Source organism: Colwellia sp. (assembly GCF_013215345.1).
Taxonomy (GTDB): Bacteria; Pseudomonadota; Gammaproteobacteria; order Enterobacterales; family Alteromonadaceae; genus Colwellia.
This window is the reverse complement of sequence record NZ_JABSOV010000005.1, coordinates 24,521-39,144: the sequence shown is the minus strand read 5'-3', so window position 1 is coordinate 39,144 and position 14,624 is coordinate 24,521. Positions and strand designations below refer to the sequence as shown.

Here is a 14,624-nt window from a genome sequence, read left to right as displayed (position 1 = left end):
CTAATCGAGGCTCTAGTTGTTTATCTTACTCATGGATCCCCGACTAAGTGACCACGGGGATGACAATAATACCAGTGAGACTTAATCACTCGTCATCCTCGAAGTGTCTAATCGAGGCTCTAGTTGTTTATCTTACTCATGGATCCCCGACTAAGTGACCACGGGGATGACAATAATACCAGTGAGACTTAATCACTCGTCATCCTCGAAGTGTCTAATCGAGGCTCTAGTTGTTTATCTTACTCATGGATCCCCGACTAAGTGACCACGGGGATGACAATAATACCAGTGCTACTTTATCAGCCGTCATCCCCGAAGTGTCTGATCGGGGATCCAGTGTTTTATCTATATCTTGTCAAATTAATGTGGCTACACTAATTGCCTCATACTTAGTAACCCATAGTCTTCTTAACTAGGGCATTCTTAAGCGGCGTAATAAAATTAAGTGCCTGTAAACCAATATTTCGGCCAAGCACTAATGGCGGTAGATCATTAGCGAACAAGGTCACTAATGAATCGGTTAATTCAATAACTTGCCGTTGATCTTTCGCTCTATTCATTTGATAAGCCTGCAGTAAGCCAAAATTACCGATATCTTGCTCTGCGGCCAATGCTTTTTTCACTAGTTCCGCCATAAACTCAACATCACGTAAACCTAAATTAAAACCTTGTCCAGCGATAGGGTGAATAGTATGTGAAGCGTTACCTACCAGCGCCATACGATGATAGCTTTGCTGTTGGGCTTGTAATAAGACTAAGGGATAAGTATCACGTTTTCCAACATGAGTGATGGCGCCAAGGTAACTACCAAAAGCGCGCTCTAGCTCAACTTTAAAAGCATCATCAGATAGATTTTTAATTTCTTGTGCTTGCTCAGGTGTCATGGTCCAAACCAGCGAACAACGTGACTTCCCATCCGTTGGTGAACTAGAGTTTACTGACTTGAGCGGCAACATGGCAATAGGGCCAAATTCAGTAAAGCGTTCAAATGCTTTATTGTGGTGTGCTTGACAGGTTGAGACATTGGCAATTAAGGCAACTTGCTGGTAGTCCTCACAGCTGACCTTGATTTTAGCCAGTTTTCTTACCGGGGACTGCACGCCATCACAGCCAAGTAACAGTTGTGCTGATAAGGTTATTCCTGAGTTGAGCTGTACAGTGACTTGCTGTTTGTTCTTGCTAGTTTCGTCTTGGCTATTTTCCTGACAACTTTCTTTCCAAGTGATATCAGCTATTGAGTCTGGGCTAAACCAGTGAATATTTTTTGTGCCTGCGCTGTTTTCGCTAGTATTTTTACTTAAAGCCTTTAATTGCGCTTTACCAATAAGTGCCATATCGATGACATAACCTAAGGCATTAACACCCTGTTCTTTGGCTGTTAACCTTGCTTTGGCAAAGTGACCTCGATCAGAAATATCAATGTCGGTAATCGCACAAACATCACCTTTGAGGTACTGCCACGCGCCTAGCTTATCTAAGTATTTAGCGCTGCCATGAGATAACGCTAACACGCGGGCATCAAATAAGGCGGTGTCATCTGCAGGGTTAGCTTGTTTAAAAGGCAGAGTTTCAACTATGGCTATAGATAATGAGCTACCATCTGCTTTAATTAATTGACTTAAACTTAACGCCATTAAACTACCCGATAAACCACCGCCCGAGATAATGACATCAAATTGTTGACTAGTATTTTGCTTAAAGTTTTGCTTAATTTTTTTTATAGCGCTCATATTAGCTTTTTGTTTTTAAAGTTTTTCGTTGAGTTGAGTTTACTTAACTGCGCTAACCTTTTCTTGATTTAGCTATGTTTTAGCTTTTATTTAGCTAAGTTTTAGTTATGCTTTTTGTATTTCTGCCATCAAGTCTTCAATATCTTCAATGGTTTGTGGCGAGTTAACAGTAAAGTTCTCAAAGCCGGTTGCGGTTACGGCAATATTATCTTCAATACGCACACCAATACCACGCCATTTTTCCGCGACACTTAAATCATTAAGTGGAATATAGATGCCGGGTTCAATGGTCATCACCATACCGACTTCAAAAGCGCGTAATTGCTCTCTATCCGTGCTGATATGATAGTCACCAACATCATGCACATCTAAACCTAACCAATGGCCAAGACCATGAATAAAGTATTCTTTAACTTTCTTATCACTTATAAGCTCGGTTAAATCACCAACAAGTATGCCTAAATCCACTAAGCCTTGTGTTAAGAAGGCATTGGTTAATACATTTAACTTGGCAAAAGACATACCAGGCTTAATGGAATTAATCGCCAGGTTCTTGGCATCAAGTACCAGTTGATAAATTGCTTTTTGCTCAGTGGTAAATTTTCCATTAACCGGAAAAGTACGGGTAATATCGGCAGCATAACCCGCTAATTCAGCGCCAGCATCAATAAGTAGCAACTCATTATTTTTCAATACCTCGTTATTGGCGGTGTAATGAAGAATATTGGCGTTATCACCGCCAGCAACAATACTGGCATAGGCTGGATGTCTAGCACCGTGGCGAGCAAATTCGTGGAGAATTTCAGCTTCAATTTGATATTCAAACTTACCGACATGGCATTTTTGCATAGCGCGTTGATGTGCTAACCCTGAAATATGGTTCGCTTGGCGCATCAAGGCCAATTCATTATCTGTTTTAATTAAACGTAGCTCAGCAACCATAGGGTCGACATCGGTTAAATGCTGTGGCGTTTTAGCCCCTTGGCGAATGCTGCCACTTACTTGTTTTAACCAAGTAAACACTTGCGCAGCAAAGTCATGGTTACTAAAGCCAAAAAACACTTGGCTTTTACCATCAAGGTAATCAGGTAATAGACTATCAATTTCAGCTACTACAAAGCTTTTATCAACGCTGTAGTCTTGCACCGCTTTAATTTGGCCAATGCGTCGACCTTGCCAAATTTCATGTAAGGCGTCTTTAGCTAATGAAAATAAAATAGACTCTGCTTTGCCCTGCTCATCTTTAAGCAAAACGAGTAACGCATCAGGCTCATTAAAGCCGGTTAAATACAAAAAGTTTTTATTCTGGCAAAAAGCATACTCGGTGTCGTTACTGCGGGTAAGTTCACTAGCGCCAGGAAATAAAGCGATAGAGCTGTTTGGCATTTTAGCCATCAGTGCAGCACGATGTTCAGTGAAGTCACTCAAAGGTAACTGGCTAATTGGTGCTTTATTTAACGGTGAAGTGCTCATGTAATTACTCGCGGCTATTTATTGTTAGTATTTTTTGAAAATGCATTATTAACGCTACTTTGCTAAGCGGAAAATTAGTGAATTATTTTTTTCTTTGTGGCATTACTTTCTTGATTGGGAGGGGTCGCTAACTCGCTAAAACACAGTATCGCTGAAATCCGTACATATTCACTGATTTCAAAATACGCTTGCTCGGTATCTTCATCTTCATCCATTTCATCAGATAAGTTGGCTATTTCGCTAAAGTCGGTGAGTACTTCCTTAACTTCTTCAGAAACAACAGGGCTATCTTTTTGCTCTAAACCAAAACCTAAATTAAAGCCTTGTACCCACACACTTAAGGCATGGCCACGTTCGGCCATAGTGTCATCGTCATCAGGTAACAATAAGTTAAAGCTATAAGTGTCATCTAATATGCTGGCCCACAATTCGCTATACATTTGCTTAAGCGCTACTTTGACTGCTGCTGGAAAACCATCTCCGTCATTGAATAAATCATTAAGCATGGCCACATAGCCTTGGTCTTCAAATTCAAAACCTGCGCAAACTAACCCGGTTAATACACCATGAATTTCACTGGCATGTGATCTTACATCTTCGCTAGTCAAAATGGCTTGCATACTGGCAAAGTCCATTAAGTTATTATTGGTATCGTTATTTGAGTTTGCTTCAGTCATGATTTACTTTCTATGATTACTGGGATTTATGATGAGTAATGGTATCACCGAGGAAAATGACAGAAAAGGAAAATAACAGTAAATGCCGATAAAACACGCTAAAAACTTGCATAGGGGGCTCAGCCTCGTTATCATTAAAATAATAGCTTAAAAACAGTACATTTATAGCTATATTATTAATAACTCTTGGAAATTTTTGTAAATGGCGCAACGAACCGTAGAAATCAACATAGTTGATCGCAAGCTGAAAATAGCTTGTCCAATAGGGCAAGAAACCGCCTTATTATCTGCAGCGCAAGAATTAAGTAACCGTTTAATTAAAGCGGGAACGAGCAAAACAATTAGCACTCCTGAGCAAACGTTATTAATGACCGCGTTAAATTTGGCCAATGATTTATTGCAGACGCAACAGTTATTAAAGGTAGAGCAACAAGAAAATCAAAATAAAATAGCTTTACTGCAATCAACTATAGAACAAGCTATTTCTCCTAAGAATAGAAAAATCGCTTAAGCATTAACAGCTTACTCTTTATACCCAAGCCACTTCAAGATGCAGGATTCAGCTGGAATTAAAAACATCTTTAGGCAAGGCATTGATTGAAGATAATAGTCATTCTAAGCAAATACTACTCAACAAAGAATAAAACGCTTTTAGCCGAATCCTTCGGACATCGTTTGTTGGGCATTTTTTCTACGTTATCGCCTTTTTATGTGGAATAACCACATCACAAAGGCTCTGCCTTGTATAAATATCCAATAACTCGCAGCAAAAGTAATCTCGAAAGTTCAACAGTCCCTAAAGCCTAAAAATAAAACATAACGAATAATTACTCAGCACTCGAGTAAAAATTACAAAAAAAAGCTTATTGGATGATATCTTTTTCGCTATACTGGATTTGTCTTCTGGGGTGTTTGTATGCGAACTATGTCCCTGAGCCGATAAGTTTTACCTTAGGAAATTGACTATTAGCTTTTGTGCAAGCCCGGCTCGTATCGGGAAGCCTACGGTTAGCATGATACTTCCGCCCTGAACACACGGTGTTCAGGACTAAAGTTAGCTACGGCACCTTGGAAGCGACTATCCTACTTTCAGATTTATATTTCTCTCTCTTCGAATAAAGAATATCAACGATATTTCCGCGCTAGTCTAGGAAAGCACACAGTGTTCAAGACCAAGTTAGCTACGGCACCTTGGAAGTGACCTCTTCTTTATTTTTCAAAGCAAATATCAACAATATTTCCGCGCCCTCTCTAGAAAAGCACACTCTATTCAATACTAAGTTAGCTACGGTACCTTGGAAGCAACCTATCCTCTTCATAACATTCAAACATCAGTAAATTTTCGCGAAATGCTACAATAAAAGTATCTAGCATAGTCAAAACCGTGAGCTTGTTATGACTAATGAGCAAAACTGTATTACCGTTTTTTACGATGGTGCTTGTCCTCAATGCATTAGAGATAGACGTTTCTATGAGCGCCTTGCTGGTCAAGGTGGTAAGCAGGTAAAGTGGCTAGACATCACTGACCAAGATGAATTGTTAAAAACCTTAGCTATCGACCCTCATAAAGCACTGACCGAGCTTCATATCCAACTTGCGAACAACACTGTTTTATCTGAATTAGATGCCTACATTGTTTTAATGAAACGAATATGGCTGCTAAAGCCAGTGGCGTATTTCATATCTCTGCCATTCATAAGACCTTTTATAGCCCGTATTTATCACCAAAAAGTCGCTAGACGATTAAAGTCACAGGGGCGAGGAGCTTTTGCCAAAGACACTAAAGATAAATAACATTCAGCATTAATACGAAGGCTGTTATAGCAGTAATAAAGCGACTATGCCCTCAAATACCCTGTTCCTTCAGCTTATCCAGTTCAACAAAATCAGGTCGCGGCATTTTATCTAAGATGCTATAGAGATACATCACTATCAAAGTTAATGCTGCGGCAATGAAGAACAACCAAGGACCACCAAGATTATCGAGAATAATGCCACCACCTAAGGGGGCAATAGCATAACCAAACTCATAAAATGAAGCAGCACCAAAGTATGCGCCACGTAGATGATCAGGCGCCAACCTGTCTATATGAACATTCATGGTAGGAAAAAGAATAGTTTCCGCTAAGCTCATCACCACAATAGCGCCTATCCAGCCCCAAAAGAGCGTTAATGGATTCACCGCCAACCAGATTTGTGAGCACATCAATAACACTAAACCGATTTGAATTCGGCTAATTAATGACAAGTTGGCCATTAATTTTAATAATAAAAATTGTGTTGAAATGATAACTAAGGCATTGGTAAAAATCATCGCTGATATAAGTTCAAGCACATCCGGTACTTTAGCGCGGGTTAAATATTGAATAAGTGAACTATCCATTTGTGCATAAATGAACATACAGAGAATATTGGCAAAGATAAGGCACTGCAATAATTTATCGGCAATCAACACCTTAATGATTTGATTACCTGCAGCCGCTTGTCTTTTGCCTTTAACTTTAGTTTTGCTTGAGGGTTGAGATTGAGATTGAGTTGCTAATGAGGCTGTATCCTCATTATTCTCAGTCACTTTAGCTATCACAGGCTCAATTTTCTCGATCTTACTGTGTTGATGAAAGCCCCACCATAACAGCGCTAATAAAAAGGCAAATGCCACGGCGGTAATATAAAAGCTTGATTGCTCTCCTGTTAACCCCATCCAAAGACCTAACATCGGACCCACGGCACAGCCAACATTAACGACAAAGTATAGTGACTGCATAGCAAGCTCTCTAGTAGCTTTATCATCAATAATATCGCCAATTAAAGCCGAGGTTAATGGTCGCCATAACGCAGTAGCAATTGAGCATAAAGTGATAACTAAGGCATAGCCGGCAATAGTACTCACTTGTGCGAGTAAGGAAAAAGAGATGATATATAAGATGCCACTGGCGTACATTAATTGGTGACGACCGATACGATCAGATAGTGCGCTACCAACAAAACTCACCAACACAGCAATAACCGCGGCACTGGAGAGAATGAGACCAACATGGGTAGCAGATAAAGCAAATTTTTCATAAAGCATTACCGCTAAAAATGGCCAGACCATGTAATAGCTACCGCGGGTAATAAATGAGCCAAATAACAAGATCCACATCAATTGTGGGAATTGTTTAAAACGCTTTACTGAGACAACATTTGACATAATTTTCCTTTATCAGCTAAGCGTTGAAAATACTTTGCTTCATAGCGTTAACCAAGCAATACAATTAATTATATAAACAAAAAACCTTACATAATTAATTGTGTTGCTTTTTGGCTGATAAAAGCAATACAATTTGCCCAGAGCAACCTATTTAATGTGTTGAGCAAAGATCATTACCAAGTACAAAAGTAATCACGAAACTATGCAAGAAAGTAAACAAAAAATTAAACAAAAAGTCACTGACAACTCAGCCGCGATTGGTGTATTTGATTCTGGCGTCGGCGGACTTTCCATTACTAAGTGTATTGCTGCGCAACTTCCTCATGAAAATATCATTTATATTGCCGATAGCCTCCATGCGCCTTATGGCGAAAAGTCAGTCGATTTTATTATTCAGCGCGTTAATACCATTACTAAACTTCTCATTGCCAAGGGCGTTAAAGCCATAGTCATAGCCTGTAATACCGCCACGGTTAATGCCATTGAGCAACTTAGAGCCCAAGTAAACATTCCTATTATTGGTGTCGAGCCAGCAATTAAGCCAGCAGCAAAACAAAGTATCAGCAAAAAAATTGCCATATTAGCGACGCAAGCGACCAGTGGCAACCAACGCTTTAAAGACTTGATTGACCTACATCATAATGGTGCACAAGTACTCATTCAGCCCTGCCCGGGCCTAGTCGAGTTTATTGAACAAGGCAAACAACACAGTCCCGCCTGTAATGCCTTATTAAGGCAATATATAGAGCCTTTAGTTAACCAAGGTATTGATACCCTAGTATTGGGTTGTACCCACTACCCTTTTGTTCAACATCAAATAAGCGTTATTGCTGGTCCGCAAGTTAGTATTATTGAAACTGCCGCCCCTGTTACCCTGCAATTAAGAAAAAAATTGGCTGAAATGGATTTAACTGCCAGTAGTAGCCAACAAGGGCAAACACAATTTTTTAGCTCACTAGTTACTAAACAGCAAGAGCAGATATTTAGTCAACTCTGGCAAGAACCACTTCTTTTATGTGCGTTAGAGCATAAATAAGATACTTATTAAAAACTTACTGTCCGATAAAATACTGACAAAAGTTAATCTAACACAAGAGAATCAAAAAAATTAGAGCCGTTTAGCCGTCTAGGCGTAAAAAAGCTAGATAGTTGATTTCAACAGGTGTAGAATCGCCACATTATTTTGTATAACTCAAATTTTTCTGAGAACTTATGTCTAGACACTTTTTTACTTCCGAGTCTGTTTCTGAAGGCCATCCTGATAAAATTGCCGATCAAATTTCTGATGCGGTATTAGATGCTATTATTGCCCAAGATAAACATGCCCGTGTTGCCTGTGAGACTATGGTGAAAACTGGTGTTGCTATTATTTCTGGTGAAGTAACGACTAACGCTTGGGTTGATTTAGAGAAAATCACTCGTAATGTTATCAGTGAAATAGGTTATACCTCGTCAGATGTTGGTTTTGATGGCGCAACTTGTGGCATCATGAATTTGATTGGTCAGCAATCACCTGAAATAGCTCAAGGTGTTGACCGCAGTAAACCAGAAGAGCAAGGTGCGGGTGATCAAGGTTTAATGTTTGGTTATGCAACCAACGAAACACCTACATTAATGCCGGCACCACTATACTATTCACATCGTTTAGTTGAGCGTCAAGCTGAAGCACGTAAGTCAGGTATTTTACCTTGGTTACGTCCAGATGCTAAATCACAAGTGACTTTTATCTACGAAGATAACAAGCCAGTAGCGATTGATACTGTAGTACTTTCTACTCAGCATAACCCTGATATTAAACAAGAAGATTTAATTAATGCGGTAATGGAAAATATTATCAAGCACGTATTGCCCGCTGAGTTGCTTACCCCTGAAACAAAATATCATATCAACCCAACAGGTCGTTTTGTTATTGGTGGTCCAGTAGGTGATTGTGGTTTAACCGGTCGTAAGATTATTGTTGATACCTATGGTGGCATGGCTCGTCACGGCGGTGGTGCTTTCTCAGGTAAAGATCCATCAAAAGTTGATCGCAGTGCTGCTTATGCGGGTCGCTATGTTGCCAAAAACATTGTTGCTGCGGGTCTTGCAGATCGCTGTGAAATCCAAATATCTTATGCTATTGGGGTTGCTGAGCCGACGTCAATTTCAATCGATACTTTTGGTACCGGTAAAATATCTGAAGAAAAGTTAGTTGAGCTAGTACGTGAGCACTTTGACTTACGTCCATACGGCATTACTAAAATGTTAGATTTATTGCACCCTATGTATCAGCAAACAGCAGCATACGGTCACTTTGGTCGTGAACCTTATGAAATGACTGTTGGTGATGATACTTTCACCGCCTTTAGCTGGGAAAAAACCGATAAAGCAGACGATTTACGTAAAGCTGCGGGGTTATAACCTATAACAGAACACTTATTCTCGTTCAGGCACTCTTAACGAGGAAATTGGCGCTAGGGTAAACTCTAGACGTAAAAAGCCGGTATACCTTTTAGGTGTACCGGCTTTTTGTTTATGCCTTAGTCATTTATGACTTACATAGAGACTAGTTAGCAGCATCTAGTTTTTTACGTAAAGATTTGCCCCACGCTTTGAATAAAACCTTGGCATCTTTAGCACGTTCCATTGCAGTATTTGGTTGGTAATCACTACCAATCGCTACCGTACCTTCAAAAATATGAATTAAGCTTCTAGACTTGCCATCACGTAACTGAACTGATAAATGAAATTCACCGGCTCCTTTTGTAGTCACTTCGGTATCTTATTGTGAGGCATATGGCATAAAACTGATAATTTTTACATCAACAATCAATACGCCCTTGCCTTCTTTCTCGACAATTTCGTAGCGGCCATTATTTTCAGTTAAACCGGCAGCAACACCTTTTTGAAAGCGCTCTTTTAAATGCGTTTTGTTGCTATCTGTCACTTTCCAATGAAAGCTGTCTTTATCAATCCATGGTGGTGAAATAATTTTAGTATGAGAAAGGTCTAAGTCCTGAATATATACCTTATTGTAACCACTTAATGAAATTATTGGGCTTGCAAAGTTTTTATCTACTGAGATAATTTCAACAGCAATAGCTGACTGACTTGCAAAGCCTAAAGAAAGTACACCCGCCGCGAGCGTGGTAAGTATAAATTTTTCATTATCATTCCTTTTTATTTATATTGTTTAAGACAATTACAAGTTATCTTCTAACGAGTCAAATAAAACTGAGAAATGAGCACAATTATATACATTTACGTATTGTTTTTTACCTGCACCGCCCTTATTTTAGTTAGACAATAATGATTTACTTTTAAGCCTTATTTATGCGTAACCCTAGAATTTATCAACAAAGCCAGTTTGCACTCAACGAAACTGTAACATTATCAGATGACGCCTTTGGTCATGTGGTGCGAGTTTTACGCCTAAAAAATGGCGATACCATCACAATGTTTAATGGTAGCGAGCCTTTTCAATATACAACAACATTATGTAATGTCAGCAAAAAATCAGCTCAAGTGAAGGTAATATCCCAAGAAGAAAATAACAGTGAATCACCCCTGAATATCCATTTGGGCCAAGGGATTTCTCGCGGCGATAGAATGGACTTTACCTTACAAAAATCAGTTGAACTAGGCGTGAATAGCATTACGCCGTTATTTACCGAGCGCTGCGGAGTAAAACTCAATGCTGAACGTATGGAGAAAAAGCGCCAACAATGGCAAAAAATAGTGATAAGTGCTTGTGAGCAAAGCGGCCGTACCAGCGTGCCCATAGTTGCTGAGCCAATATTGCTAGCTGATTGGTTAGCACAGAAAACCAGCGCTTTAAAAATCAATTTACACCCAAAAGCCGAACACTCCATCATGAGTTTACCCATGGAAAACACCCGTGTTCGCTTGCTAATAGGCCCCGAAGGTGGCTTAAGTGATGAAGAAATAACCGAAGCTAATGACAGTGGTTTTCATGATGTCTTGCTTGGGCCAAGAGTATTACGCACTGAAACTGCAGCATTAACAGCAATTACTGCCTTACAATGTAAATTTGGTGACCTTAAATAAATTAACAAAATTATTTTTAATAAACCTTTGCTACCCTCATAGCCGAGATGTTTTAATCGGTTATAAGTTTTTAATCGCGATGATTTTTACCTTGAGCAATAGCTCAAAGACTGCGGCAATAACGACTAACAGCAAAGTTAACATAAACATTGAACAGGATATAAAATGACTACAAATAAAGTAATAAAACTCGGTATAGTAATGGATCCTATTTCACAAGTGAAAGTGGCCAAGGATTCATCCATGGCGATGCTGCTTGAAGCTCAAAAACGTGGCTATGAACTTTACTATATGGAAATGAAAGACTTATACCTTGAACAAGGTCAATGTCATGCCACTACGCATAGGGTAAAAGTTTTTGATGATAGTGAGCATTGGTATGAGCTGTCAGATCCTCAAGATATCGCGGTTAGTGAATTAGATGCGGTATTAATGCGTAAAGATCCACCCTTTGATACCGAATTTATTTACGCAACTTACATGCTAGAACGTGCTGAAGAGGCAGGTACACTAATTATTAATAAGCCACAAAGTTTACGTGATTGTAATGAAAAACTATTTACTGCTTGGTTTAGCGACTTTACTCCTAAAACCTTAGTAACCCGTAGCAGTGTTAAAATCCGCGAATTTCACCAAAAAGAAAAAGATGTCATTATTAAGCCGCTTGATGGTATGGGTGGCGCATCGATATTCCGCATAAAAGCTAATGACGCGAATGTTGGCGTTATTATCGAAACCTTAACCAACAATGGCGAGCAATATGCCATGGTACAAGAGTTTCTGCCGGAAATTGCTGATGGTGATAAGCGTATTCTTATAGTTAATGGTGAAACTATGCCTTATTGTTTAGCGCGTATACCTGCTAAAGGTGAAACTCGTGGTAATTTAGCCGCCGGCGGACGTGGTGTAGCTCGTCCTTTAAGTGTTAGTGATAAAGCCATTGCCGATGCCATTGCCCCTGAATTGAAAAGGCGTGGTTTATATTTCGTTGGTCTAGATGTTATTGGCGATAAAATTACTGAAATTAATGTTACTAGCCCTACTTGTATTCGTGAAATTGAAGCGGCTTACCCAATAAATATTAGTGGTAAGTTGATGGACGCTATTGAAGATAATATTAAAAGATAAGATTAAAAGATAACATCAAAAAATAAAGAGCTAAAACGGCATGGCAAAACAACAAAAATCAGCATTAAAAGCAAAGTTCGAAAGTTCGCAAGCAAAAAATGAATCACAATCAATGGTTAGTTTAGAAAACCAGTTGCTGATTGCCATGCCCACGCTTGGTGATCCCTATTTCAATAAAACTGTCACTTACATTTGTGAACATAATGAAGATGGGGCTATGGGCTTAATCATCAACTTGCCAGTAAAGCTCACCTTATCGGACTTACTTAAGCAACTAGAGCCAGAAGAAGATGTTAAAGCTGAGCTAGGTACTGAGAGCGACAGCAGTAATTCCACTGAGAGTAGTGACTTATCGAATAAAAGTGATGGCACTACGTCAACGGATAGCAGCAATAGCTTAGAGCAATTAGTACTTTCCGGTGGCCCTATTTCTCAACACCGTGGCTTTGTTTTGCATAGTTCACAATCTGGCTGGAGTAGTTCATTAACATTGAGCAAAGAGTTAATGATCACCACTTCAAAGGACATCCTGATGGCTTTAGGTACTGAAAAAGCGCCTGAACAATTTATGGTAACGCTTGGTTATGCTGGTTGGGGACCTGGTCAACTTGAACAAGAGCTGCAAGCCAATTCTTGGTTAACCGCTCCTGCAGATAGCGAGATTCTTTTCAATACGCCAATAGAGCAACGTTGGAAAAAATCCACGGAAAAACTGGGGATAGATCTAGCCCATTTATCCTCAGATATAGGCCATGCTTAGTTGTCATCTCCAATACACTTACCTTAAATACTGTGACTTTTAAACGGTTAATTTAAATACAGTTACTTTTAATGCCGTGATCTTTAATGCTGCTAACTTTAAATACTGTTAGCTGAAATACAGCGGCACTAAGCAGTAGTAAACAGCACTAAATAGCATTAAGTGAAGACTTCATTGCACTCAAGGAAAAAAATGTCTAGTAAAACTAAATCGCCTATTGGCCAACGTACCGTTATCGGCTTCGATTTTGGTAAGAAATATATTGGTGTTGCCGTAGGCCAAGAAATGACCGGTAGTGCCACACCACTTGGCTCTGTTAAAGCGACCGATGGTATTCCGCATTGGGACAATTTAGCTAAATACCTGACTGAATGGCAACCAGATTTTATTGTAGTTGGCTTACCCCTTAATATGGATGGTAGTGAGCAGCAACTTACCCTAGATGCCAAGAAATTTGGTAACCGTCTGCATGGCCGTTTTGGTATTAAAGTAGAGTTTCAAGATGAGCGCTTAACTACCGCGGATGCCAAAGAGCAATTATTTGCCCGTGGCGGCTTTAAGAACCTCAAAAAAGATAATATTGATGCTGAGTCTGCCCGCTTAATTATTGAAAGCTATTTTGAGCAGCAATATGGTGAGTAATGGCAAAGCGCTAGCACTTAATAGATTAAAGCACTGATAAACTAAATACAAATGAAACAAAGTGAGCCTGAGCACCAAGTTAAGGCTTACTGGTTCCTACCATAATCATTGCTCTTTTGGGGGTAAATGCCATGCCATTATTATCAACAAAGGTAAAAGGAATGGCGATATTTTTTAGCCCCACATTTTTAATAATAGAAAAATGTAAATGAGGTCCGGTGGAAAATCCTGACGAGCCTGAGCGAGCTAACTTGTCACCAAGGACTACTTTATCCCCCTCTTTTACCATTGCCGTGTCCATCAATATATGTGCGTATGATGCAAAAGTTCCGTCATCATGCAGCACTTTAATACCATTGGCTTTATCTAAGAAATAGTTTGTCGTGCCACTCATATGATAATCATCTTTAACCCAAACCACTGTCCCTGCTCGCACTGCAGTTAGGTAAGTACCCACATCCATGGCGATATCTACCGCATATTTATTGTAGTCATTGGTATGGGAAAATTTACCATTAAAGGCTTGGCTAATTGTGTGCCCCTTAGGTGAAGAAAAAGGTGCATGGTATGGGGAATTATCGGCAACACTACTAGGGTCGCCCAAAGCCCAGCGATAATTTATATTGCCAACTTTTTTATCACTGTGAAATAAAGCAATGCTATCTCGTGCGGGGATCACTTTTCGAAACTGTTTTTTAGTTATTGCTGAGGTAAAGCCTATTTCAACGGCCGTATAAAAAGAATTTTTGCCATATAGGGTAAAGCCTTCACTATTCTTAACATAATAGAGCTTAATTTTACTGCTTGGGTTTTTGGCTTGGCTGTATTTTAGCGTTTCGAAGCTTTGTTCAGATTGCGGTGGTTTATCACTAAAAACCCAGTTGCCATTAGCATCTTTGTATTTATACATTTGCCCCGCTTGGCATACATTAAAACAAACACTAATTAGTAATAATACCAATAAGCTTTTCATTATT

At 39.4% G+C, this 14,624-nt stretch carries 15 protein-coding genes and 1 other RNA gene; 9 read left to right on the top strand and 7 right to left on the bottom strand.

All coding sequences use genetic code 11. The annotated features are described in order from the left end of the window. Nucleotides 1-389: 389 nt before the first annotated feature. From ubiH to HRT50_RS01230, 3 genes are all read right to left on the bottom strand, one after another. Nucleotides 390-1,730 (bottom strand): 2-octaprenyl-6-methoxyphenyl hydroxylase, encoded by a 1,341-nt coding sequence (ubiH, locus tag HRT50_RS01240; RefSeq protein ID WP_291610503.1) that lies wholly within the window; start codon nt 1,728-1,730, stop codon nt 390-392. Between the two features lie 105 nt (nt 1,731-1,835). Continuing rightward, nucleotides 1,836-3,203, bottom strand: coding sequence for a Xaa-Pro aminopeptidase (gene pepP / locus HRT50_RS01235; RefSeq protein ID WP_291610501.1), 1,368 nt, complete (start codon nt 3,201-3,203; stop codon nt 1,836-1,838). Nucleotides 3,204-3,277: 74 nt separating this feature from the next. Beyond that, nucleotides 3,278-3,880: a UPF0149 family protein gene (locus tag HRT50_RS01230; protein ID WP_291610499.1), complete on the bottom strand. Its 603-nt coding sequence runs from the start codon at nt 3,878-3,880 to the stop codon at nt 3,278-3,280. A gap of 202 nt (nt 3,881-4,082) precedes the next feature. Between HRT50_RS01230 and HRT50_RS01225 the strand changes: the two genes are divergently transcribed. The 3 genes from HRT50_RS01225 to HRT50_RS01210 all read left to right on the top strand — a co-directional run bounded on the left by HRT50_RS01225 (nt 4,083) and on the right by HRT50_RS01210 (nt 5,674). Beyond that, nucleotides 4,083-4,391 carry a cell division protein ZapA gene (locus tag HRT50_RS01225; RefSeq protein ID WP_291610497.1) on the top strand — a complete coding sequence of 103 codons (309 nt, stop codon included), beginning with the start codon at nt 4,083-4,085 and terminating at the stop codon, nt 4,389-4,391. A 386-nt stretch (nt 4,392-4,777) separates the two neighbouring features. After that, a non-coding RNA gene (ssrS, locus tag HRT50_RS01215) (6S RNA) lies at nt 4,778-4,959 on the top strand. Nucleotides 4,960-5,275: 316 nt separating this feature from the next. After that, nucleotides 5,276-5,674: a thiol-disulfide oxidoreductase DCC family protein gene (locus tag HRT50_RS01210; protein WP_291610495.1), complete on the top strand. Its 399-nt coding sequence runs from the start codon at nt 5,276-5,278 to the stop codon at nt 5,672-5,674. Nucleotides 5,675-5,726: 52 nt separating this feature from the next. Here HRT50_RS01210 and HRT50_RS01205 read toward each other — a convergent pair whose 3' ends face one another. Continuing rightward, nucleotides 5,727-7,070, bottom strand: coding sequence for an MFS transporter (locus tag HRT50_RS01205; RefSeq protein ID WP_291610494.1), 1,344 nt, complete (start codon nt 7,068-7,070; stop codon nt 5,727-5,729). Nucleotides 7,071-7,272: 202 nt separating this feature from the next. Between HRT50_RS01205 and murI the strand changes: the two genes are divergently transcribed. Both murI and metK read left to right on the top strand, forming a co-directional pair. Continuing rightward, nucleotides 7,273-8,106 carry a glutamate racemase gene (gene murI / locus HRT50_RS01200; protein WP_291610492.1) on the top strand — a complete coding sequence of 278 codons (834 nt, stop codon included), beginning with the start codon at nt 7,273-7,275 and terminating at the stop codon, nt 8,104-8,106. A gap of 176 nt (nt 8,107-8,282) precedes the next feature. Then, the gene (gene metK / locus HRT50_RS01195; RefSeq protein ID WP_291610490.1) at nt 8,283-9,470 is read left to right on the top strand and encodes a methionine adenosyltransferase; all 1,188 of its coding nucleotides are present in this window, start codon (nt 8,283-8,285) and stop codon (nt 9,468-9,470) included. 145 nt (nt 9,471-9,615) lie between these two features. On the opposite strand, the gene HRT50_RS01190 is transcribed toward metK, so the two are convergent. Then, entirely contained in the window at nt 9,616-9,822 is a 207-nt protein-coding gene (locus tag HRT50_RS01190; protein ID WP_291610488.1) for a hypothetical protein, read from the bottom strand. 9 nt (nt 9,823-9,831) lie between these two features. After that, a complete protein-coding gene (locus tag HRT50_RS01185; RefSeq protein WP_291610485.1) occupies nt 9,832-9,996 on the bottom strand; it encodes a hypothetical protein in 165 nt (54 codons plus the stop codon). Nucleotides 9,997-10,382: 386 nt separating this feature from the next. Between HRT50_RS01185 and rsmE the strand changes: the two genes are divergently transcribed. From rsmE to ruvX, 4 genes are all read left to right on the top strand, one after another. Continuing rightward, nucleotides 10,383-11,117 (top strand): 16S rRNA (uracil(1498)-N(3))-methyltransferase, encoded by a 735-nt coding sequence (rsmE, locus tag HRT50_RS01180; RefSeq protein WP_291610484.1) that lies wholly within the window; start codon nt 10,383-10,385, stop codon nt 11,115-11,117. Between the two features lie 165 nt (nt 11,118-11,282). Then, nucleotides 11,283-12,245, top strand: a complete 963-nt coding sequence (gene gshB / locus HRT50_RS01175) for a glutathione synthase (protein ID WP_291610482.1) — start codon at nt 11,283-11,285, stop codon at nt 12,243-12,245. Between the two features lie 112 nt (nt 12,246-12,357). Beyond that, nucleotides 12,358-13,005, top strand: coding sequence for a YqgE/AlgH family protein (locus tag HRT50_RS01170; RefSeq protein WP_291610505.1), 648 nt, complete (start codon nt 12,358-12,360; stop codon nt 13,003-13,005). 192 nt (nt 13,006-13,197) lie between these two features. Further along, complete coding sequence (gene ruvX, locus HRT50_RS01165) at nt 13,198-13,647, top strand: Holliday junction resolvase RuvX (protein WP_291610480.1); 450 nt, start codon at nt 13,198-13,200, stop codon at nt 13,645-13,647. A 79-nt stretch (nt 13,648-13,726) separates the two neighbouring features. Here ruvX and HRT50_RS01160 read toward each other — a convergent pair whose 3' ends face one another. After that, on the bottom strand, nt 13,727-14,620 hold the full coding sequence (locus tag HRT50_RS01160; RefSeq protein ID WP_291610478.1) for a peptidoglycan DD-metalloendopeptidase family protein: 894 nt from the start codon (nt 14,618-14,620) through the stop codon (nt 13,727-13,729). Nucleotides 14,621-14,624: the final 4 nt, after the last annotated feature.

Excerpts from the sequence above, each read along its gene's own strand:
- ruvX (WP_291610480.1), top strand. The coding sequence starts at position 13,198 with ATGTCTAGTAAAACTAAATCGCCTATTGGCCAACGTACCGTTATCGGC.
- HRT50_RS01170 (WP_291610505.1), top strand. The coding sequence starts at position 12,358 with ATGGTTAGTTTAGAAAACCAGTTGCTGATTGCCATGCCCACGCTTGGT.
- murI (WP_291610492.1), top strand. The coding sequence starts at position 7,273 with ATGCAAGAAAGTAAACAAAAAATTAAACAAAAAGTCACTGACAACTCA.
- metK (WP_291610490.1), top strand. The coding sequence starts at position 8,283 with ATGTCTAGACACTTTTTTACTTCCGAGTCTGTTTCTGAAGGCCATCCT.
- HRT50_RS01160 (WP_291610478.1), bottom strand. The coding sequence starts at position 14,620 with ATGAAAAGCTTATTGGTATTATTACTAATTAGTGTTTGTTTTAATGTA.
- HRT50_RS01230 (WP_291610499.1), bottom strand. The coding sequence starts at position 3,880 with ATGACTGAAGCAAACTCAAATAACGATACCAATAATAACTTAATGGAC.
- rsmE (WP_291610484.1), top strand. The coding sequence starts at position 10,383 with ATGCGTAACCCTAGAATTTATCAACAAAGCCAGTTTGCACTCAACGAA.
- ubiH (WP_291610503.1), bottom strand. The coding sequence starts at position 1,730 with ATGAGCGCTATAAAAAAAATTAAGCAAAACTTTAAGCAAAATACTAGT.
- pepP (WP_291610501.1), bottom strand. The coding sequence starts at position 3,203 with ATGAGCACTTCACCGTTAAATAAAGCACCAATTAGCCAGTTACCTTTG.
- gshB (WP_291610482.1), top strand. The coding sequence starts at position 11,283 with ATGACTACAAATAAAGTAATAAAACTCGGTATAGTAATGGATCCTATT.
- HRT50_RS01205 (WP_291610494.1), bottom strand. The coding sequence starts at position 7,070 with ATGTCAAATGTTGTCTCAGTAAAGCGTTTTAAACAATTCCCACAATTG.
- HRT50_RS01225 (WP_291610497.1), top strand. The coding sequence starts at position 4,083 with ATGGCGCAACGAACCGTAGAAATCAACATAGTTGATCGCAAGCTGAAA.
- HRT50_RS01210 (WP_291610495.1), top strand. The coding sequence starts at position 5,276 with ATGACTAATGAGCAAAACTGTATTACCGTTTTTTACGATGGTGCTTGT.